Below are 20,446 nucleotides of genomic sequence, written 5' to 3' on the forward strand. Positions count from 1 at the left end.
GGATAGTGTTACTATCTAGGAGGTAATACATATGGCAAAAGAAATCTTGTTTAATGAAGAAGCTCGTCGCGCATTAGGTCGTGGCGTTGATCAATTGGCAAATGCTGTAAAAGTTACATTAGGACCAAAAGGCCGTAATGTCGTATTGGATAAAAAATTCGGTTCCCCAACAATCACAAATGATGGTGTAACTATTGCTCGTGATATCGAACTTCCAGATCCATTTGAAAACATGGGCGCTCAATTGGTAAAAGAAGTTGCTACTAAAACTAACGACGTAGCAGGTGATGGTACTACTACTGCAACAGTATTGGCACAAGCTATGATTCAAGAAGGTATGCGCAACGTAGCAGCTGGTGCTAACCCAATGATCTTGAAAAAAGGTATTGAAACAGCCGTTAAAACTTTGGTTGAAGAAATTAAAAAACGCTCCATTAAAGTTTCTGGTAAATCTGAAATCGCTCAAGTTGCAAGTGTATCTGCTGCTGACGAAGAAATTGGTGGCTTAATTGCTGAAGCTATGGAAAAAGTAGGTAACGATGGCGTTATCACTGTAGAAGAATCTAAAGGCTTGCAAACTGCATTAAACGTAGTAGAAGGTATGCAATTCGACCGCGGTTACATTTCCCCTTACATGGTAACTGACCCTGATCGTATGGAAGCTGTTATGGATAACCCATACATCTTGATTACTGACCGTAAAATCAGTGCTATCGCAGATATGTTGCCAACACTTGAAAAAGTGGTAAAAGTAGGTAAAGAACTTCTTATCATCGCTGAAGATGTAGAAGGCGAAGCATTGGCTACATTGGTAGTAAACCGCTTGCGTGGTACTTTCAAAGCAGTAGCTGTTAAAGCTCCTGGCTTCGGCGACCGTCGTAAAGCTATGCTTGAAGATATCGCTATTTTGACTGGTGGTACTGTAATTACTGAAGATATGGGCCGTAAACTTGATTCTGTAGAACTTACTGATCTTGGTACAGCTCGTCAAGTTCGCATCACTAAAGATGAAACTACAATCATCGATGGTGTAGGCGATAAAGACGTAATTGCTAAACGCGTTAGCCAAATTCGTGCACAAGTAGAAGAAACAACTTCTGAATTCGACCGTGAAAAATTACAAGAACGTCTTGCTAAATTATCTGGTGGTGTTGCAGTTATCGAAGTAGGCGCTGCTACAGAAGTTGAAATGAAAGATAAAAAACTTCGTATCGAAGACGCATTGAACGCAACTCGTGCTGCTGTTGAAGAAGGTATCGTAGCTGGTGGTGGTACTACATTCATCGATATCATCCCTGCATTGAACACATTGGAAGCTACTGGTGATGTTCAAACTGGTATTAACCTTGTTAAACGTGCAGTAGAAGAACCTCTTCGTCAAATTGCTTACAATGCTGGTCTTGAAGGCTCCGTTGTAGTAGAAAAAGTTAAAAATACAGAAGCTGGTGTTGGTTTCAACGCATTGACTGAAGAATATATCGACATGGTTAAAGCTGGTATCGTGGATCCTGCAAAAGTAACACGTTCTGCTCTTCAAAATGCTGCATCCATCGCTTCTCTTGTATTGACTACTGAAACAATCGTAGCTGATAAAGTAGAAGAAAATGCTGCTGCTCCTGCAATGCCTCCAATGGGTGGCATGGGCGGTATGATGTAATCAACTGCTTTAGCGATACATAGATAATATATTAAAATCCTAATGAATGTAGATTGCTACATTCATTAGGATTTTTTATTCTTAGAATGAGTCTTGATAAATTGATTTCATAAGCAATTTATGATATAATTCTATAGAATTTCATATAAGAGTCTTAGTTTGACAGACACTAGTATATAGCATATAATTTTTATATCTAAAAATATCTATATAATAAAGAGGTGTTACTATGTTGAACTTTTTATTTAAAAGTAAACCTGATTATATTAATTTTGGGCTTTTATTCTATCGCCTTGCATTAGGTATTTCCATGTTCTATCATGGATACTTAAAATATGTAAGTGGTGAACAAGGTCTTTATAAGGTAGGGGCCATGTTGTCCGCCTTAGGTGTGCCAAGTGGCTTTGAGGTAATTCTAGGTACTATTGCTTCCTATGTAGAGATGGTTGGTGGTATTCTTATTATCATAGGTTTGTTTACACGGATAGGCTCCATTTTGATTATAGGTACATTGGCAGTGGCTACTATACTAAATCTTAACGGTAATTTCTTTAGTTGGGATTATCCATCGCAAATGGGCTTTGGTGCTATCATGCTGTTCTTTGCTGGTGCAGGTCGCTATAGTTTAGATAAGGCATTATTTAAATAATCAGTTAATTAGAAGACTCATCATAGATGAGTCTTTTACTATGTAGAGAGGTTATTATGAATCAAAAAACAGTTCCATTTACATCTGAACAATTAGAAGCAATTATTGCTAACTATCCGACTCCGTTTCATATTTATGACGAAGAAGGCATCGTTAATAATATGAAGAGATTTATCTCCGCATTCTCTTGGAATAAGGGATTTAAACAATATTTTGCTGTGAAAGCTACTCCAAATCCATATATTATGCGTGTGTTGCAAAAACTAGGGGTAGGCGCTGATTGTTCTTCCTTAGCCGAATTACTTCTATGCGAAAAGGTGGGCATTACAGGCCATGACATCATGTTCACATCCAATGACACACCTTATGTAGAGTATAAAAAGGCTTTGGATATGGGGGCTATCATCAATTTAGATGATATTACTCATATTGAATACTTAGAAAAACATCACGGCTCTTTACCAGACACATTCTGCGTACGTTATAATCCAGGTCCTTTGAAAGAAGGGGGCAATACGATTATCGGCCTTCCAGAGGAAGCAAAATATGGTATGACTCGTGAGCAAGTATTTGAGGCATATAAGCAATTACAAGCAAAGGGTGTAAAACATTTTGGTTTACATACTATGGTTGTATCCAATGAACTTGATATTGATGGATTGGTAGGTACAGCTGAAATCTGCTTTAACCTAGCTGTAGAAATTAAAGAAAAATTAGGCATCGATGTTGAATTTATCGATCTTGGTGGTGGTGTAGGCGTAGCATATAAGCCAGAACAAACGCCTGTTGACTTTGAAAAATTGGGCGAACGTGTTCATGAAGCTTATGATCGAATCATTAAAGGCAATGGTCTTAAGGATATTGCTTTGGCCTACGAATGTGGTCGTATGGTAACAGGCCCATTTGGATATCTTGTTTCCACAGCTATTCACAAAAAGGACATCTATCGTCATTACATCGGTTTAGATTCTTGCATGGCGAATTTAATGCGTCCAGCATTGTATGGTTCTTACCATCATATTACGGTAATGGGTAAAGAAAATGCTCCTAAAGATCATGTGTATGATGTAACTGGTTCCTTGTGTGAAAATAATGATAAATTTGCTATTCAACGAGAATTGCCAAAAATTGATATTGGTGACCGTATCATCATTCATGATGCAGGTGCACATGGTCATTCGATGGGCTTTAACTATAATGGCAAATTACGCTCTGCTGAATTGTTGTTGCACAAAGATGGTTCTGTTACACAAATTCGTCGCGCTGAAACATACGATGATTTGTTTGGTACATTAGACTTCTCTAATTTATAATATTGAGAATTAAATAGAGTTGAGAACTACTATTAATAAACTATAAGATATACGGATATATAGGGATTTTTTCTAATTCCTGTATATTTTAGTAGGAATATCTTGCTATCATTTAGATAAGAATGTATAATGAGTATAGATTGTTATGCACATACTTGCTAAAGTGGCGAGAGAATACGGCGGTATCACCCTTGTGCGTACCGCCGTTTTTCTATGTGACTATAAAGTTTTAATCATATAATCAGATTATCTGATACGAAGGAGTGAAATATTTTGGCTGAATTACTTCAGATTAAAGATTTGGAAGTGTCTGTAGAAGAGAAGAAAATTCTTAAAGGCATTAATTTAACAATAAATAAAGGTGAGATTCACGTCGTAATGGGTACGAATGGTGCAGGTAAATCCACATTGGCAAATGCTATTATGGGTAACCCATTGTACACAGTCGATAAAGGTTCTATCGTATTTGATGGTAAGGATATTACAGAAGATGCTGTAAATGATCGTGCAAAAGCAGGTATCTTTATGTCATTCCAAAGCCCAATTTCCGTTCCTGGTATTACTGTAGAAAACTTCATCCGTACTGCAAAATCTACAATTACAGGTGAAAATGTACGCGCGTTGGCTTTCAAAAAAGAATTGAAAGAAAAAATGGATGAATTGTCCTTTGATACATCCTATGCACAACGTTATGTAAACGAAGGTTTCTCCGGCGGGGAACGCAAGAAAAATGAAATTCTTCAAATGTCTATTTTAAATCCTAAATTGGCTATCCTTGACGAAACTGACTCTGGTCTTGACGTTGATGCTGTTCGTATTGTATCCGAAGGTGTTAATCGTTTCCACAATGAAGATAATGCAGTATTAATCATCACTCACCACAATCAAATTTTACAAAAATTAAAACCTGATTTTGTACATGTTTTAATCAATGGTAAAATCGTTAAGACTGGTGATGCTTCATTGGTTCGTGAAATTGAAGAAAAAGGTTACGACGCATACAAAGCATTAGCATAGGAGGCAACATGGAAGAAAGAAAGAAAACCCAAGTTGCGGATATGGACCGTGGTGTCTATGATATAAAGAATAATTTTGAGTATTCCTATATTGCTGATGCTGGGTTAACAGAAGATATTATCCGTGAAATTTGGTCTAATAAAAATGAACCGGAATGGATGCTTGACTTCCGTTTGAAATCCTTAGAGATTTACAATCGTATGGAAATTCCTAATTGGATTCCTGATATTTCTGGCTTAGATATGGAACATATTTACACATATGTAAAGCCTAAAGTAGATATGAAGGGCGATTGGAATGAAGTACCTGACGATATTAAGAGCACATTTGATCGCCTCGGTATTCCAGAAGCAGAAAAAACATCTCTTGCAGGTGTAGGTGCCCAATATGACTCCGAAGTCGTATACCACAGCATTCAAGAAGATCTTGTAAAACAAGGCGTAATTTATACTGATATTGAAACAGCACTTCATGAACATGAAGAAATCGTAAAAAAATACTGGATGACATTGATTCCTCCTACAGATCATAAATGGGCAGCTCTTCATGGTGCCGTTTGGTCTGGCGGTTCCTTTGTATATGTTCCTGCAGGCGTGCAAGTGGATATTCCATTGCAATCCTATTTCCGTTTGAATGCACCAGGTGCTGGTCAGTTCGAACATACGATGATCATCGTAGAAGAAGGTGCAAAGGTACACTTTATCGAAGGTTGTTCTGCTCCTAAATACGATGTATCCAATCTTCATGCAGGCGCAGTAGAATTGTTCGTTAAGGATAACGCTACGTTGCGTTATTCCACAATTGAAAATTGGTCTAAGAATATGTACAACCTCAATACCAAACGTTGTGTTGTAGGTAAAGGCGGTACTATTGAATGGGTATCTGGTTCCTTTGGTTCTCACGTATCCTGTTTGTACCCAATGAGTATTCTTAATGGCGAAGGTGCTCATGCTGAGTTTACAGGCGTAACATTTGCTGGTGAAGGTCAATTCCTTGATACTGGTTGTAAGGTGGTTCACAATGCACCATATACGACAAGTAATGTAAACTCTAAATCTATCTCCAAATCCGGTGGCGCTGCTATTTATCGTGGCCTGTTGAAAATTGGTCCTAATGCAGAACATGCAAAAGCAACTGTATCCTGTGAATCCTTGATGTTGGATGAAATTTCTCAATCCGATACAATTCCAGCTATTATTGTAGAAAATGATAATGTCGATTTAGGTCATGAAGCTAAGATTGGCCGTATTTCTGATGAAGCTATTTTCTACCTTATGACGCGTGGTATTAGTGAAGAAGAAGCTCGTGCAATGCTTGTTCGTGGTTTCGTAGAACCAATTTCTAAAGAATTGCCATTGGAATATGCTGTTGAAATGAATAATCTAATCAATCTTGAATTAGAAGGTTCTATCGGTTAAGGAGGTACTATGAGCGAATTACTATTTAATGAACTTCCTAGACCTACCTTTAGATGGTTGCGTGTTAACCATACTCCAGCAAGTCTTTGGGGAGAATCAGACAAAACTACAGCTGTATTGGTAAAAGGTAATGATGCCATTATAAGCCCATTACCAGCTGGTACAGCTTTGATGAATATAAACTATAAAGGTGCTAATGGTGAGGCTGTAGCTAAGCTTGTAAGCGAAGCTGAAGGCTATCGTATCCATGTGCCTGCTAAGGCAAAAGAAGTGGTAGGTATTCGCATTGATGCGAGTGCACGTATTGCCAGTCGTTTCCAATTTATCGTTGAAGAAGACGCTGACGTAGAAGTACAAATCTTTTTGGATGGTGGTACAAAAGAGGCGACTAATATTCAATATCTTAATGAATACGATGTAAAATCTAATGCCAAGATTGTCGTTAAAAAAGTAAATCTTTTAGACGAAACTGTACAGCATATCGAACATCGCTATACAAAACTAGAGGATAATGCCGATGTGGAATACATCAATGTAGAAATAGGTGGCAAAGAAAACTTCCTAAACTATGAACATGATTTACAAGGTGAATCTAGTAAAATCGTTCATGACATTGCTTATTTAGGCAATAAGGAACAAAAATTTGATATTGCTATGCTCATGACACATGGTGGTAAAAAATCTTTTAGTGATATTCATACATTAGGTGCCTTAAGCGATACATCTAAAAAATCCTTCCGTGGTACATTGGATTTCCTTCGCGGTGCCGTTGCCTCTGAAGGTGCTGAAGAAGATACATGTTTATTGTTAGATCCTACTGTTAAATCTATTTCTCTACCATTGTTATTGTGTAAAGAAGATAATGTAGTAGGTAATCATGCAGCTAGTGCAGGACAAATTGATCAAAATAAATTGTTCTACCTCATGAGCCGTGGTTTTAGTGAAGTAGAAGCTAAACATATTATTGTAGAATCAATGATTCGACCAATCATCGATCGCATTGGTGATGACGTGATTGAAGAAGCTGCATTAACTGCAGTACGTAATAAGATTTAAGAGGATTGACTATGAGACCTATTACAGAAGCATATAAGGATTTTCCTGTTTTACATAAAGAGCATAATGGTCATCGCCTTATCTATTTAGATAGTGGTGCAACGGCGCAAATTCCTCAAATGGTAATGGATCGCCTTACAGACCATATGCTTCATCACAATGGTAATCCACATCGCGGTTCTCATATCCTCGCTATTGAAGCGTCGGAAGCGTATGAAAATGCACGTGACCGCGTTGTTGAGTTTATCAATGCCCGTGAGCGAGAAGAGGTTGTCTTTACCCGTAATAGTACGGAATCGATGAACCTAATCGCTCATAGCTATGGCGCTAATTTTGTTACAAAAGGTGATAAGATTGTCATTACTGTTGCAGAACATCATGCCAATCTTGTTACATGGCAATATGTTGCTGAGAAAACAGGTTCTACATTAGAGTATATGTACTTAGATGAATCGGGCCATTTGAAAGATGGTGAAATCAATAAGATTGATGAAAGTACTAAAATTGTGGCATTTGCCCATGTGAGCAATGTTCTTGGCATGGAGTTTCCTGTGAAAGAATTGACTGAAAAAGCCCATTCTGTAGGGGCTATTGTGGTTCTTGATGGAGCTCAGTCTACACCTCATATGAAGGTAGATGTACAAGCCTTGGACTGTGATTTTTTCGTATTTTCTGGTCATAAAATGTGCGCTTCTCAAGGTATTGGTGTGCTATATGGGAAACGAGAATTACTTGAAAAAATGCCACCATTCTTACTCGGTGGTGATATGATTGAATATGTAAAAGAACAATCTACTACATTCAACGAATTACCATATAAATTCGAAGCTGGTACACCAAATGCTCATGGTGCTGTAACATTACATGCCGCTATTGATTATCTCGAATCTTTCGGCATGGATGCTATTGAGGCACATGAAGAAGAATTGGTATCCTATGTATTGCCTAAGATGCTTGAAATCCCTCATGTTCACGTATTGGGATCTCAAAACCCTCGTGAAAAACATGGCGTTATCGCTTTTACAATAGATGATGTACATCCTCATGATGTAGCGACTATCCTTGATTCTAAAGGTATCTGTGTACGCTCTGGACATCATTGTGCACAACCTTTAGGCGCATTCTTTCACGTAGCTGCATCTACACGCCTCAGCATGTATTTATACACGCGTAAAGAAGATTTAGATGCATTCTTAGAAGTATTAAAAACTGTCCGTTCGGTAATGGGCTTTAAAGATTAGGAGACATTCACATGGAAATGGATCAATTGTATACGGAACTTATTTTGGAACATAATCAAGATAAGCGTAATAAACGTGAGTTAAGTGAATTTACTGCTTCCGAACATGGCCACAATCCAAGTTGTGGTGATGATTTGACGCTACAAATTGATGTACAAGATGGCATTATTAAAGATGCAGCTTACACAGGCTCTGGTTGTGCTATCAGCCAAGCTTCAGCATCCATGATGATTGATATTATCAAGAGTAAATCTGTAGAAGAAGCATTGCGTTTGGTAGAATTATTCTTGGGTATGATTAAAAAAGAGGTTACCGACGAATCTAAACTTGAAGATTTGGAAGATGCTATGGCCTTACAAAATATTTCTAATATGCCTGCTCGTGTAAAATGTGCTGTATTAGCATGGCATACATTAAAAGAGGCTTTAAAGAAATAATTATGAATAAGACCATTATTTTTGACTTGGATGGAACCTTAACAGATTCAGAAGAAGGAATTTTGAAGAGTGTCACATATGCACTTGAATCCTTTGGATATGAAATTCCACCTCATGAAACATTGTTATTATTCTTAGGCCCTCCACTTGTAGATTCATTTCAAGAACACTGTGGCATGGCATTAGAAGAAGCAGAAAAAGTATATAAAAAGTTTGGTGAACGCTATGGTACTATTGGTAAATTCGAAAATCAATTGTATCCTAACATCATCGACCTATTGGACAAGGTTAAAAATGAACATTATACTGTGGCCTTGGCTACGGCTAAGCCAGAAGTTTATGCACGAGAGATTTTAGATCATTTTTCTATTACACAATACTTTGATGTCATTGTAGGAGCCAATTACAAAGAAGGCTTGGTTCATAAGAAAGAGATTCTACAAAAGGCTATCGAATTGTGTGGTAATCCATTAACTGATGATACGGGACGTCGTCTCGTATACATGGTAGGGGATAGAAAATACGATGTTGAGTCAGGCAATGAATTAGGTTGTATATCTATAGGTGTTACCTATGGATATGGTACCGAAACAGAGTTAAACGATGCAAATGCAGAATATCTTTGCGATGATGTAGATGATATTGTTATGACCTTGGACTTAGAGGAAATGCTTGTTCGTAGATAAGACTATTAACGTTCATATTAAAAGGCTAGAGATTCGTCTCTAGCCTTTTTTACGCAGTAAAAAGACCTTGTTCGTATTGAGCAAGGTCTTTTAGATTTTTCTTATGTTATTTTTTTAGGCCACTTTTTTTAGCTAATGATTTGATAACCTTAGCGCTTTGTTTTTTGAGTTTGCCTCCAGTTTGTTTTAATTGGATACGTGTACGGAATACACGACCAAGTGTTGTAATTTTGGTTTTGCGACGCGGTTTCATATCGCGTTCGTTACCAAAATCGCCACGTTGGACAGTGGTTGCTTTTACCTTTTCAGATCCAAATGATTGACGTAAGGATTTCATAAATTGTGTAAGTGGTAGAGTACGATTGAAGGCGAATAAATCAACTGCTACATAACCCAATTCCGGATACGCATGTAATGTGAAGTGAAATTGTTTTGCAATAGCAAGAACGACAATTTCATCATCCATAACTTGATAGTTAATTTCGTCTAATTCAATATCTGCTAACTCAAATGCAGCAGCTACACTTTCTTGTACGGCTGCAGCGGAAGAGAGGGATTCTTCATTGCAAGAGTATAAATCTAGTAATAATTGATGACCTAATGCATCTGCCATTGTAGCACCTTCTTTCGTACATACGTTATTATATCTTTAATATTATACATTGAATTCTTATATTAGTCTATTCGTAGAAACATTTACGTACATACATTGATTTGGCGGCGTAATTCATATAATAAATTTACGTATTTTGGTAATAGTCAAATAATAATTTATAAAAATTTGACTTTATATTTGACAATAGTCAAATAGTCAAATATAATAAAACTATATTAAAAGAACAAAAAGACAAATTAAGAGATAAATTTATAAAGAGGTGTTATTATGAGCGTTATAGCTGATAAAATAGAAAAATTTATACTTAATAAATTAACAGAAGAACAAGAAAGATTGATTTTAAAGAGAAATGAGTTGGCCGATGAATTAGATTGTGCACCATCTCAGATTAGCTATGTATTGAGTACGCGTTTCTCTAATGAACGAGGATTTGATGTTGAATCTAGACGTGGATTAGGTGGATATATTAGAATTCGTAAGTTGCAACCAGAATCTTCTAATATGGTACCAGCAGTGACAACCTATCATATCTATGAAGGTCCAAATCGCGTGGAACGGTTAATCGATTTACGCGATGTTGATCAATCTTTATTTCAATTGTTACAAGATAATAAAATTACAAAGCGCGAGGCTCAAATGATGCATAATTCATTTGCCAGCATCATTGAACATGTAGATTATGAATCTAGAAATGATGCTATTCGCAATCTTTATGCATCCATGATAGAGACATTGCGGAAGGAGTGATGTCATATGAAATGCGATCATTGCCATACAAATGAAGCAACAGTGCATATGACAAATATCGTTAATAATCAAAAAACAGAACAACATTTATGTTCGTCCTGTGCTAATAAATTACAAAAAGATGGTAAGTTATCTCCATTTAGTTCTTTCGTAAATGATATTTGGGACAATGACTTTTTCTCCAATGATTTTTTCAAAAATATGGTGTACCCAGACCATATGTTGCAATCACAGCAGATGAAATGCTGTCCAAATTGTGGAAATACATTTGAAGATTTTAATCGATTTGGGAAATTTGGATGTCCTAGTTGTTACGAAACTTTTAAAAATCAGATTGCATCATTGGTTCAACGCATTCAAGGGTCAGTTGAATATGAAGGACGCGTACCAAACCAAGGGCATAATGTGTTTAAAGCACAATATGAAATTAAGCAATTACGACGTCAATTAGAAACGGCCATCGGTGATGAAAACTTTGAAGAAGCAGCTCAAATTAGAGATAAAATCAAAGCTTTAGAATCGAAGGTCGATAGTAAAGAAAATTGAGGAGGATAGTATGTTTGATAATATATTAGATGCAGCCCTTAGTAAATGGCTTCAACATACGCCATCCGATTCAGATCATATCGTTATTTCTAGTCGTATACGATTAGCTCGGAATTTTAGAGACACATTATTTACCAATAAAAATGATGGAGCCGCTCTACATCATGTTGATTCCATTGCACGTGGTTTGGTTACTACGTTAAAAAATTCCGACAATCAAGATTATTACTGTATTAGTCTTGATAAATTATCCGATACAGAGCGTGCTATTCTTGTGGAAAAACATTTGATTAGTCCTGTTATGGCTGAAAAAATGCCATATCGTAGCTTACTTGTATCCGATGACGCATCGGTAGCAATTATGGTTAATGAAGAGGACCATTTGCGCATACAAACTATGGAGGCGGGCCTGAATTTAATAGATGCTTTTCACCATGCAGAACGCATTGATGATGCTATTGATGAGAAGCAACCATTTGCATTTAATGAATCTTTTGGCTATTTAACTGCATGCCCAACGAATGTGGGTACCGGTTTACGCGCCTCTGTTATGCTTCATCTTCCTGCATTAGCAATGACTGGACGCATTAATCGTCTTGTTCGCAGTATTGTTCAGCTTGGCTATTCTGTGCGCGGTTTATATGGCGAAGGCTCTGAAGCATTAGGTCATATGTATCAGGTGTCTAATCAACGTACGATGGGCATTAGCGAAGCCGATACCATTGAGCAATTGACGAAAATTGTAGAAGGTATCATAGCAGAAGAGCGAAAATGTCGCCAAACATTGGTGCACAATGATAAAGATGGTCTTGAAGATCATTTGTGGCGGTCCTATGGTATATTGCGATATGCAAGGTCTATAAGTGGTCAGGAGTCCCTAGAAAAATTAAGCGATGTTCAATTAGGTGTAGATTTAAATATCTTACCAGTATGGTCGAACGATAGTTTTAATGAGTTGGTGGCTATTACAAGACCTAATTTTTTACTTAAATATATGGGAAAAGATGAGATAAGTCCTCAAGAATGCGATAATTATAGAGCAACAGTTATTAGAGAAAAACTTTCACAAAAATAATAAGTGATTTTCCTATTTTCTGTGATATTTAAGAATACTATTCATGGAGATATTCGAGAAATTCCATTTTATATAGATTGATAAAATGTACCTTCATTTCATGAATGAAGTTTATATAAAGAACGCAAACTGATGTTTGCGAACGAGGTAATACATATGATGCAACGGTTTACAGATGATGCACAACGAGTGATATCCTTCGCCCAAGAAGCGGCCTTAGAACTAGGGCATGACTATGTGGGAACGGAGCATGTACTCATCGGGCTCATAAAGGTTAAAAATGGTGTTGCCGCAAAGGCTCTTAATGAGCTTGGTCTCAGTGCAGAAACTATTATTGAAGATGTTGAAGAGCATATAGGACGAGGTAATAAGAAGGCTAGTTCCGTCTATATGACTCCCCGTGTAAAACATGTGCTAGAGTTAGCTGTTGAAGTGGCTAATCATATGAACCACAATTATGTGGGGACAGAACATATTCTATTAGGTCTGTTGAGCGATGGTGGTGGCGTAGCAGTAGGTATATTGCGCAATCATAATATTCGTGCAAATGATATTGTGGATACGATTCGAACAATTCTCGGCTCTTCTGACAGCGCTAGTCATAGTGCGGAAGATAGGAAAGATAATAGTTCATTAGGTGAACTTGCTGATTTTGGCACAGATTTAAATGAATCGGCTAAGCAAGGTAAAATTGACCCCGTTATTGGTCGGGATAAAGAGATAGCGAGGGTCATTCAAATTTTGAGCCGCCGCACTAAAAATAATCCGGTGCTTATCGGTGAACCAGGTGTAGGTAAAACGGCTATTGCAGAAGGGTTGGCTCAGCGCATCGTAAATGGTAATGTGCCAGAAATTCTGCGTAATAAGCGAATTATTTCATTGAGTATCAGTTCCATGCTAGCCGGTGCGAAATATCGTGGCGAATTTGAAGAACGATTGAAAAAAGCCATTGATGAAGTTCAAAAACATGACGATATGATTATATTCATCGATGAAATTCATACATTAGTTGGCGCTGGTGCCACTGAAGGCGCTATGGATGCAGCAAATATTTTAAAACCTGCATTAGCTCGCGGTGAGTTTCAAGTGATTGGCGCTACAACCTTGGATGAATATAAAAAACATATAGAAAAAGATGCTGCTTTAGAACGCAGATTTCAACCTGTTCTTGTTGGTGAGCCATCAGAGGAAGACGCACTTGAAATTTTAAAAGGATTACGTGATCGGTATGAGGCCTTCCATAAGGCAAAGATTACCGACGAAGCATTGGAAGCCGCGGTTTCACTATCCAGTCGTTATATTACGGATCGGTTCTTGCCAGATAAGGCTATTGATGTTGTCGATGAGGCAGCATCTAAGGTGCGGATGAAAGTGTTTTCTGCCGCACCCGATGTGAAAGCATTGGAGACACAATTAGCAGATGTAAAAAAGGAAAAAGAAGCGGCTGTAACAGCTCAAGAATTTGAGAAGGCGGCTGAGATGCGTGATGAAGAAAAGCGCATTGAAAAGGAAATCAACGATAAGAAAAAAGCGGCTAAGGAAAATAGCGATGCTAAGTTAGTTGTGACTGACGAAGATATCGCCTCTGTTGTAGCACAATGGACGGGGATTCCTGTTTCTAAAATCGCACAGGAAGAATCTGAATCATTATTACATCTAGAAGAAGAGCTTCATAAACGTGTTATTGGTCAAGATGAGGCTGTTGTGGCCGTTTCTAAGTCTGTTCGCCGCGCTAGAGCTGGTTTAAAAGATCCTAAACGTCCTATTGGGTCATTCTTATTCTTAGGACCTACTGGCGTTGGGAAAACCGAATTGGCTCGTGCCCTAGCTGTTGCCTTATTTGGTGATGAGACGGCGATGATTCGCCTAGATATGTCCGAATATATGGAAAAGCATACTGTATCGCGTTTAGTAGGTGCGCCTCCAGGCTATGTTGGCTATGAAGAAGGGGGACAATTAACTGATGCAGTTCGCCGCAAACCATATAGCGTAATTTTACTTGACGAAGTAGAAAAGGCTCATGCAGATTTCTTTAATATCTTATTGCAGGTTCTTGATGATGGTCGATTAACAGATAGTCAGGGTCGCACTGTTGATTTTAGAAATACTGTTATCATCATGACGAGTAATCTAGGTGCTAAAGCTCTGCGCAAGGATTCACCTGAACTAGGATTTTTAGCAGCTAAGAAGGCTGATAGCAACACTGAAGATGTTAGTGTTGTTAATTTTAAGGAAGCAAAAAAATCTGTTATGGATTCTGTAAAGCGTCATTTCCGTCCTGAATTTTTGAATCGTATCGATGAAATGATTGTATTCCATGCTTTAACGTCAAACGATTTAAAACAAATTGTTACAATTTTAATGGATACTGTAGTAAAACGTCTTGGTGATATGGGATTATCACTAGAAATTTCACCAGCTGCTATGGATTTGCTTGTGAAAGAAGGATCTGATTTCTCTATGGGCGCACGTCCATTGAAACGAGCTATTCAACGGTTAATTGAAGATCCTATATCAGATCTTATTTTACAAGGTAATGCTCCTGAAGGAGCTATCATCAAGGCCGATGTAGAAGATGAACACATTGTGGTAAAAGCTTCTAATTAACTGGGAATAGATATTATTTTCATACAGTCTTTTATGTAAAATTTAATGTCAAAATGGTATACTATTAGTGATAATAGTTGACCGTAGTATAAATTATGCACAAAAGGTCATGAGTGAATTATCATTCATGACCTTTTACTTTTCATGGGGGTTGTATGGCAAAGGTAAAAACAGTTTTCTTTTGTAATAATTGTGGTGCTGAATCTGCCAAGTGGATGGGAAAGTGTCCTCAATGCGGTGAATGGAATACACTGGTTGAAGAAGTGGTGAAAGACACTAAACACAGCCGTACACCATCTGTGCGTGGGGTGGGCACCAATACGACTAAACCCGTGGCATTGCCAGATATTGAAATGTCAGCTGTGTCTAGAATTCCTACGACCTATAAGGAGATAGATAGAGTGCTTGGTGGCGGTATTGTGCCTGGTGCATTAATGTTATTAGGTGGTGACCCTGGTATTGGTAAATCAACATTGCTTTTACAAGTTTCTCAAAAGGTGGCCGATACAGTTGGTACTGTTTTATATGCATCTGGCGAAGAATCACAATTACAATTAAAATTGCGAGCGGAACGATTACATATTAATAGCGAACGATTACATGTGATAGCCGATACAGATTTAGACCATATTCTTGAGGTCGCGTTAGATCCAAAACCATCATTACTGGTCATCGACTCCATACAAACAATGTTTACTGCAGATATTGAAGCCGCACCTGGTAGTGTTAGTCAAGTTCGTGAGTGTACATCGCATTTATTACGGTTTTGTAAAGAACAGAATATTCCCACCATTATCATTGGTCATGTAACAAAGGAAGGCAATATTGCAGGCCCTCGTATGCTTGAACATATGGTGGATGTAGTACTCTATTTTGAAGGGGAACGTTCCTATCAGTTCCGTATATTACGAGCCATCAAAAATCGTTTTGGTTCCACATCGGAAACCGGTATTTTTACCATGATTGAAGATGGTTTAGCAGAGCTGGCTAATCCGTCGGCGTCCTTGTTAGCTGAAAGAGCAGATGATGAAAGTGGTAGTGCGGTCATGATTTATCTAGAAGGGGTTCGTCCCATTCTGGTAGAGGTTCAAAGTTTGGTAGCTACAACAGCCTTTGGAATGCCAAGGCGTACGGCTATTGGCTATGATTTGAATCGTCTAATTGTGCTACTAGCAGTATTGGAAAAACGCTGCGGCTTTACGTTGGGCAATAAGGATGTCTACGTCAATGTAATCGGTGGGTTAAAGGTTAATGAACCGGCTTGTGATTTATCGATGGCCGTTGCCATTGTATCCAATTTAAAAAATCGCGTAGTGCCTCATGACATGGTGATTCTTGGAGAGGTTGGATTGACCGGTAATGTTCGTAGTATCCCACGCATAGAACAACGAATTAATGAAGCTAAGAAATTGGGCTTTACAAAGTTTATTATCCCAGAAGGGAACTACAAGCAAATTAAGCACGATGATAAGTCTATTCAAATCCGTGGTGTTACGTCAATTGCACAAGCGATGCAACTCGCATTTTCTTAATACATGTTATAGTTCATAGAAGGCTAATTCATTGAGTATAAACTCTATGGTATTTGAAGGAGGTGATGCCATGATTTATGGCATTTTACGGTATGTGATTGCTATCCTCATCGGTACGGCCGCATACGTAGGTATGGACAATTTAGCCCCTATTATTGATCCTTATTTAGTATCTCAATTTGCAAGCTTTGGAGATATGTCGCTCACTGTAGCACGTATTTCAGTTATTGTGCTTGGTACAATAATTGGTATTTTAATAGGCTATTTTATTTCGTCCTTTATTTTAAAACAAGGTTTAGTCATTGCTAGACGATTGGAACGGGTATTAACACATATTCCTAACCAAGAATTGATTGCAGGCACCATCGGTTTATTATTTGGTCTTATTATTGCTAATTTAATTGGTGCAGCATTCAATCAGGTTCCTATCATTGGACCGTATATTTCAATCATCTTAAGTGCCATTTTTGGCTATAGCGGTGTACGTTTGATGGCCCGTAAGGGACCTGAAATGTATCTTAACTATTTAAAGCAATGGAAACGCAGTGAAGCGGGGACTAAAAAAAGTAGAGGCTTCAACATGTTTGGATCTCACAAGTCCAGTGACTCAAATTCAACTGCAAAGTTATTAGATACTTCTGTTATTATTGATGGGCGTATTAAGGAGCTGTGCGCTACTGGGTTTATTGATGGCCCATTGGTAGTTCCTGTCTTTGTTTTAAATGAGTTACAAATTATTTCCGACTCCGCAGATGCGATGAAACGAAATCGTGGCCGTCGTGGGTTAGATATTTTAAAAGAAATGCAGGATGCAAAACTTGTATCTATTGAAATTGTAGAAGATGACTATGATGATCTACACGAAGTTGATTCTAAATTGATGCGATTAGCTTTAGAGAAACAATGGAAGCTTATGACCAATGATTTTAATCTCAATAAGGTGGCTCGCGTACAAGGCATTAAGGTTTTAAATTTAAACGAATTAGCCAATGTATTAAAACCGGCCCTCATTGCAGGTGAATGGATTCGCGTACAAGTGATGAAGGAAGGTAAAGAGATTCAACAAGGCGTTGCCTACTTAGATGATGGGACTATGATTGTCGTAGAAGACGGTCGTCCATATGTAGGTCAAGAGGTTGAGGTTATGGTTACATCCATTTTACAAACAAGTGCAGGTCGTATGATTTTTGCGCGTGTAGATGGAGGTAAGCATGAGTAAGGTTAGCTGTATTGTATTAGCTGCTGGCGCAGGTCGCCGGATGGGTCATGATGAGAACAAAATTTTCATTAAACTTGGCAATAAATCGATTATTCAATGGACGTTAAGTAATATTGAACAAGTTAAAGCAGTGAGTGAAGTTATTCTCGTTGTTGCTGATGGCGAAGCAGCCTATATGAAGCAGCATATTGCGTCATTAGGGCTTTCAAAATCAATTAAAATTATCACAGGTGGCAAAGAGCGACAAGATTCTGTGTATGCAGGTTTACAAGCGGTTAGCGATGATATGGATATTGTCCTCGTTCACGATGGAGCTAGACCTTTAGCAAAGCCAGAGTTATTTAAAAGTGTTATTGAAGGCGCCAAGACTCATGGTGCTGTGACTATAGGTGTACCATCTACAGATACGATTAAGCGTGTTGATATCGATGGACAGGTTTTAGAAACATTGAATCGTAACGAGTTGATGAATATTCAAACGCCACAAGGTTTCCTAAAAAATATATTCAAAGAAGCTCAAGAAACGGCTCAGCGTGATGCTTATTTGGGGACGGACGACGTGTCCTTAGTTGAATATATCGGTAAAGATGTGTACATTTTAGATGGCGATTATGAGAACATCAAGGTTACGACACCAAACGATATAGCGGTGGCTAAACGGTATTTAGGAATCAAGGAGCAACAGATGCGCGTAGGTTTTGGATATGATATTCATCGATTGAAGGAAGGAAGACCTTGTATTTTGGGCGGTGTTCATATCGAATCGCCTGTTGGCCCCGATGGTCATTCCGATGCAGATGTATTGATTCATGCGCTGATGGATGCCTTACTTGGTGCTGCTGGTTTAAAGGATATCGGCTACTATTTTCCACCAGAAGATGATGCATATAAAGGGATTTCTAGCATGATTTTATTAAAACATGTGAATTCCTTGTTGAAAGAAAGAGGCTTAGAAGCCTATAATATAGATATTATGGTTATTTCTGAAACGCCAAAATTAAAGCCACACATCGATACGATGAAGGCTAATTTACAATCTGTTTTAGAAATTCCATTAGATCGCATTAGTATTAAGGCTACTACCAATGAAATGCTTGGTGCCATTGGTCGCCGTGAAGGCATTGCAGCACAGGCAGTAGTTTCCGTATATGAAGGAGAGGTTTAATTATGAAGGTACGTTTTGCGCCAAGTCCAACAGGTCCATTTCATATTGGCGGTGCTCGATCCGCTTTGTTCAACTGGCTATTAGCACGTAAGGAAAAAGGTACGTTTGTACTTCGCATTGAGGATACAGATTTATCTCGTTCTACTCGTGAAAGTGAAGAAAATATTAAAGCATCTTTGCAATGGCTCGGTATGAATTGGGATGAAGGCATCGACGTAGGTGGTGAAAATGGTCCTTATCGTCAAACAGAACGTCTTGATTTGTATAATGAAGTAACACAACGCTTACTTGATGAAGATAAAGCTTATGAATGCTTCTGTACAGCTGAAGAGCTTGATGAAGTACGTCAGGCGCAAATGGAACGCGGTGAAACCCCTAAATATAATGGTCATTGTTGCCATCTTACAGAAGAAGAAAAAGAAAAATATCGTGCAGAAGGTAGAAAACCAACTATCCGTCTTCGCGTACCTTTGAATAAAACCTATGCATTCGATGATATGGTTCGTGGTCATGTATCCTTCGAGTCCAATGGTGTAGGTGACTTTGTAATCGTAAAATCCGATGGTATCCCTGTATATAACTTTGCCGTTGTAATGGATGATCACATGATGAAAATCACTCACGTTATTCGTGCGGAAGAACATTTATCCAACACACCTCGTCAAATGGCTATTTATGAAGCACTTGGTTGGGAAATTCCTACATTTGGTCATATCTCCTTGATTCTTGGCAAAGATTATAAGAAGATGTCTAAACGTCATGGTGCTACATCTGTTGATCAATACAAGCAATTGGGCTACTTGCCAGAAGCATTAGTAAACTTCTTGGCACTTCTTGGTTGGGCTCCAGAAGGTGAAGAAGAATTCTTTACACAAGATGAATTGATTCAAGCCTTCTCTATGGATCGCGTTGCTAAGAACCCAGCTGTATTTGATATCGATAAATTAAACCACATCAATTTCCATTACATGAAAAACTTGAGCGATGAAGAATTATTCCGCCTTTGCTTGCCACATTTAAAAGAAGTTGGTTTAGCTCCAGATAGCTTGAATCAATCTGATATTGATTGGTTAACATTACTTTGTTCTACATTCCGTGATCATATTAGCTTTGGTGCTCAAATTAAAGATCATGTAGGCATGTTCATGGGGGAAACAGTATTCCTCGAAGAAGGTCATGAAGAAGAGTTAAAGGCAGTGCTTAACGAGGAATCTGCGCCAACTGTATTGAATGCTTTCAAAGAAAAATTAGCAGACATGGACGAAGTTACACCAGAAGCCGTTAAAAAGGCTATCAAGGCTGTTATGAAAGAAACTGCTTTGAAAGGTAAATTTGTATTCATGCCATTGCGTGTTGCCTTGACTGGTCAAATGCATGGTCCTGACTTAAACAATATTGTTACATTGCTTGGTAAAGAAAAATGCTTACATCATTTAGACAATGTAGGTGCTTTAACTAAATAATA

18 protein-coding genes are annotated in these 20,446 nt (G+C 38.1%); 17 read left to right on the top strand and 1 reads right to left on the bottom strand.

The genetic code is table 11. From position 1 onward, the window contains the following. Positions 1 to 31 precede the first annotated feature (31 nt). The 9 genes from groL (at position 32) to HMPREF1151_RS03950 (ending at position 9,474) form a co-directional block, all read left to right on the top strand. Positions 32 to 1,657: a chaperonin GroEL gene (gene groL, locus HMPREF1151_RS03910; protein WP_005378685.1), complete on the top strand. Its 1,626-nt coding sequence runs from the start codon at positions 32 to 34 to the stop codon at positions 1,655 to 1,657. A gap of 229 nt (positions 1,658 to 1,886) precedes the next feature. Continuing rightward, complete coding sequence (locus tag HMPREF1151_RS03915; RefSeq protein WP_009661139.1) at positions 1,887 to 2,306, top strand: DoxX family protein; 420 nt, start codon at positions 1,887 to 1,889, stop codon at positions 2,304 to 2,306. Between the two features lie 56 nt (positions 2,307 to 2,362). After that, positions 2,363 to 3,619 carry a diaminopimelate decarboxylase gene (locus tag HMPREF1151_RS03920; RefSeq protein WP_009661182.1) on the top strand — a complete coding sequence of 419 codons (1,257 nt, stop codon included), beginning with the start codon at positions 2,363 to 2,365 and terminating at the stop codon, positions 3,617 to 3,619. A gap of 273 nt (positions 3,620 to 3,892) precedes the next feature. Further along, entirely contained in the window at positions 3,893 to 4,636 is a 744-nt protein-coding gene (gene sufC, locus HMPREF1151_RS03925) for a Fe-S cluster assembly ATPase SufC (RefSeq protein WP_005378715.1), read from the top strand. An 8-nt stretch (positions 4,637 to 4,644) separates the two neighbouring features. Further along, positions 4,645 to 6,054 carry a Fe-S cluster assembly protein SufB gene (sufB, locus tag HMPREF1151_RS03930; RefSeq protein WP_005379968.1) on the top strand — a complete coding sequence of 470 codons (1,410 nt, stop codon included), beginning with the start codon at positions 4,645 to 4,647 and terminating at the stop codon, positions 6,052 to 6,054. Between the two features lie 9 nt (positions 6,055 to 6,063). Then, positions 6,064 to 7,110, top strand: a complete 1,047-nt coding sequence (locus HMPREF1151_RS03935) for a SufD family Fe-S cluster assembly protein (protein ID WP_009661091.1) — start codon at positions 6,064 to 6,066, stop codon at positions 7,108 to 7,110. 11 nt (positions 7,111 to 7,121) lie between these two features. Then, on the top strand, positions 7,122 to 8,351 hold the full coding sequence (locus tag HMPREF1151_RS03940; protein WP_009661303.1) for a SufS family cysteine desulfurase: 1,230 nt from the start codon (positions 7,122 to 7,124) through the stop codon (positions 8,349 to 8,351). Between the two features lie 11 nt (positions 8,352 to 8,362). Continuing rightward, complete coding sequence (sufU, locus tag HMPREF1151_RS03945; protein WP_009661253.1) at positions 8,363 to 8,788, top strand: Fe-S cluster assembly sulfur transfer protein SufU; 426 nt, start codon at positions 8,363 to 8,365, stop codon at positions 8,786 to 8,788. Positions 8,789 to 8,790: 2 nt separating this feature from the next. Then, on the top strand, positions 8,791 to 9,474 hold the full coding sequence (locus HMPREF1151_RS03950; protein ID WP_005378705.1) for an HAD hydrolase-like protein: 684 nt from the start codon (positions 8,791 to 8,793) through the stop codon (positions 9,472 to 9,474). A 106-nt stretch (positions 9,475 to 9,580) separates the two neighbouring features. Here HMPREF1151_RS03950 and HMPREF1151_RS03955 read toward each other — a convergent pair whose 3' ends face one another. Beyond that, positions 9,581 to 10,087, bottom strand: a complete 507-nt coding sequence (locus tag HMPREF1151_RS03955; RefSeq protein WP_005378718.1) for an S-adenosylmethionine decarboxylase family protein — start codon at positions 10,085 to 10,087, stop codon at positions 9,581 to 9,583. A gap of 270 nt (positions 10,088 to 10,357) precedes the next feature. Here HMPREF1151_RS03955 and HMPREF1151_RS03960 point away from each other — a divergent pair, with 270 nt between their 5' ends. The 8 genes from HMPREF1151_RS03960 to gltX all read left to right on the top strand — a co-directional run bounded on the left by HMPREF1151_RS03960 (position 10,358) and on the right by gltX (position 20,444). Beyond that, positions 10,358 to 10,837, top strand: a complete 480-nt coding sequence (locus tag HMPREF1151_RS03960; RefSeq protein WP_005378713.1) for a CtsR family transcriptional regulator — start codon at positions 10,358 to 10,360, stop codon at positions 10,835 to 10,837. Positions 10,838 to 10,843: 6 nt separating this feature from the next. Next, positions 10,844 to 11,383, top strand: coding sequence for a UvrB/UvrC motif-containing protein (locus HMPREF1151_RS03965; RefSeq protein WP_009661288.1), 540 nt, complete (start codon positions 10,844 to 10,846; stop codon positions 11,381 to 11,383). Positions 11,384 to 11,393: 10 nt separating this feature from the next. Next, positions 11,394 to 12,458: a protein arginine kinase gene (locus HMPREF1151_RS03970; protein WP_009661083.1), complete on the top strand. Its 1,065-nt coding sequence runs from the start codon at positions 11,394 to 11,396 to the stop codon at positions 12,456 to 12,458. Positions 12,459 to 12,614: 156 nt separating this feature from the next. After that, complete coding sequence (locus tag HMPREF1151_RS03975; protein WP_009661075.1) at positions 12,615 to 15,065, top strand: ATP-dependent Clp protease ATP-binding subunit; 2,451 nt, start codon at positions 12,615 to 12,617, stop codon at positions 15,063 to 15,065. A 155-nt stretch (positions 15,066 to 15,220) separates the two neighbouring features. Next, the gene (gene radA / locus HMPREF1151_RS03980) at positions 15,221 to 16,597 is read left to right on the top strand and encodes a DNA repair protein RadA (protein ID WP_005377590.1); all 1,377 of its coding nucleotides are present in this window, start codon (positions 15,221 to 15,223) and stop codon (positions 16,595 to 16,597) included. 70 nt (positions 16,598 to 16,667) lie between these two features. Continuing rightward, positions 16,668 to 17,816 carry a PIN/TRAM domain-containing protein gene (locus HMPREF1151_RS03985; protein ID WP_009661299.1) on the top strand — a complete coding sequence of 383 codons (1,149 nt, stop codon included), beginning with the start codon at positions 16,668 to 16,670 and terminating at the stop codon, positions 17,814 to 17,816. Beyond that, entirely contained in the window at positions 17,809 to 18,981 is a 1,173-nt protein-coding gene (ispD, locus tag HMPREF1151_RS03990; RefSeq protein ID WP_009661191.1) for a 2-C-methyl-D-erythritol 4-phosphate cytidylyltransferase, read from the top strand. Before HMPREF1151_RS03985 ends, ispD begins: the two co-directional genes overlap by 8 nt. 2 nt (positions 18,982 to 18,983) lie before the next feature. Then, on the top strand, positions 18,984 to 20,444 hold the full coding sequence (gene gltX, locus HMPREF1151_RS03995; RefSeq protein WP_009661302.1) for a glutamate--tRNA ligase: 1,461 nt from the start codon (positions 18,984 to 18,986) through the stop codon (positions 20,442 to 20,444). Positions 20,445 to 20,446 lie beyond the last annotated feature (2 nt).

This window comes from Veillonella sp. ACP1, from assembly GCF_000286635.1.
In the GTDB taxonomy this organism is placed as follows: Bacteria; Bacillota; Negativicutes; order Veillonellales; family Veillonellaceae; genus Veillonella; species Veillonella atypica.

Coding starts and splice junctions, on each gene's coding strand:
- groL (WP_005378685.1), top strand. CDS start 32: ATGGCAAAAGAAATCTTGTTTAATGAAGAAGCTCGTCGCGCATTAGGT.
- HMPREF1151_RS03915 (WP_009661139.1), top strand. CDS start 1,887: ATGTTGAACTTTTTATTTAAAAGTAAACCTGATTATATTAATTTTGGG.
- HMPREF1151_RS03920 (WP_009661182.1), top strand. CDS start 2,363: ATGAATCAAAAAACAGTTCCATTTACATCTGAACAATTAGAAGCAATT.
- sufB (WP_005379968.1), top strand. CDS start 4,645: ATGGAAGAAAGAAAGAAAACCCAAGTTGCGGATATGGACCGTGGTGTC.
- HMPREF1151_RS03935 (WP_009661091.1), top strand. CDS start 6,064: ATGAGCGAATTACTATTTAATGAACTTCCTAGACCTACCTTTAGATGG.
- HMPREF1151_RS03940 (WP_009661303.1), top strand. CDS start 7,122: ATGAGACCTATTACAGAAGCATATAAGGATTTTCCTGTTTTACATAAA.
- sufU (WP_009661253.1), top strand. CDS start 8,363: ATGGAAATGGATCAATTGTATACGGAACTTATTTTGGAACATAATCAA.
- HMPREF1151_RS03950 (WP_005378705.1), top strand. CDS start 8,791: ATGAATAAGACCATTATTTTTGACTTGGATGGAACCTTAACAGATTCA.
- HMPREF1151_RS03955 (WP_005378718.1), bottom strand. CDS start 10,087: ATGGCAGATGCATTAGGTCATCAATTATTACTAGATTTATACTCTTGC.
- HMPREF1151_RS03960 (WP_005378713.1), top strand. CDS start 10,358: ATGAGCGTTATAGCTGATAAAATAGAAAAATTTATACTTAATAAATTA.
- HMPREF1151_RS03965 (WP_009661288.1), top strand. CDS start 10,844: ATGAAATGCGATCATTGCCATACAAATGAAGCAACAGTGCATATGACA.
- HMPREF1151_RS03970 (WP_009661083.1), top strand. CDS start 11,394: ATGTTTGATAATATATTAGATGCAGCCCTTAGTAAATGGCTTCAACAT.
- HMPREF1151_RS03975 (WP_009661075.1), top strand. CDS start 12,615: ATGATGCAACGGTTTACAGATGATGCACAACGAGTGATATCCTTCGCC.
- radA (WP_005377590.1), top strand. CDS start 15,221: ATGGCAAAGGTAAAAACAGTTTTCTTTTGTAATAATTGTGGTGCTGAA.
- HMPREF1151_RS03985 (WP_009661299.1), top strand. CDS start 16,668: ATGATTTATGGCATTTTACGGTATGTGATTGCTATCCTCATCGGTACG.
- ispD (WP_009661191.1), top strand. CDS start 17,809: ATGAGTAAGGTTAGCTGTATTGTATTAGCTGCTGGCGCAGGTCGCCGG.
- gltX (WP_009661302.1), top strand. CDS start 18,984: ATGAAGGTACGTTTTGCGCCAAGTCCAACAGGTCCATTTCATATTGGC.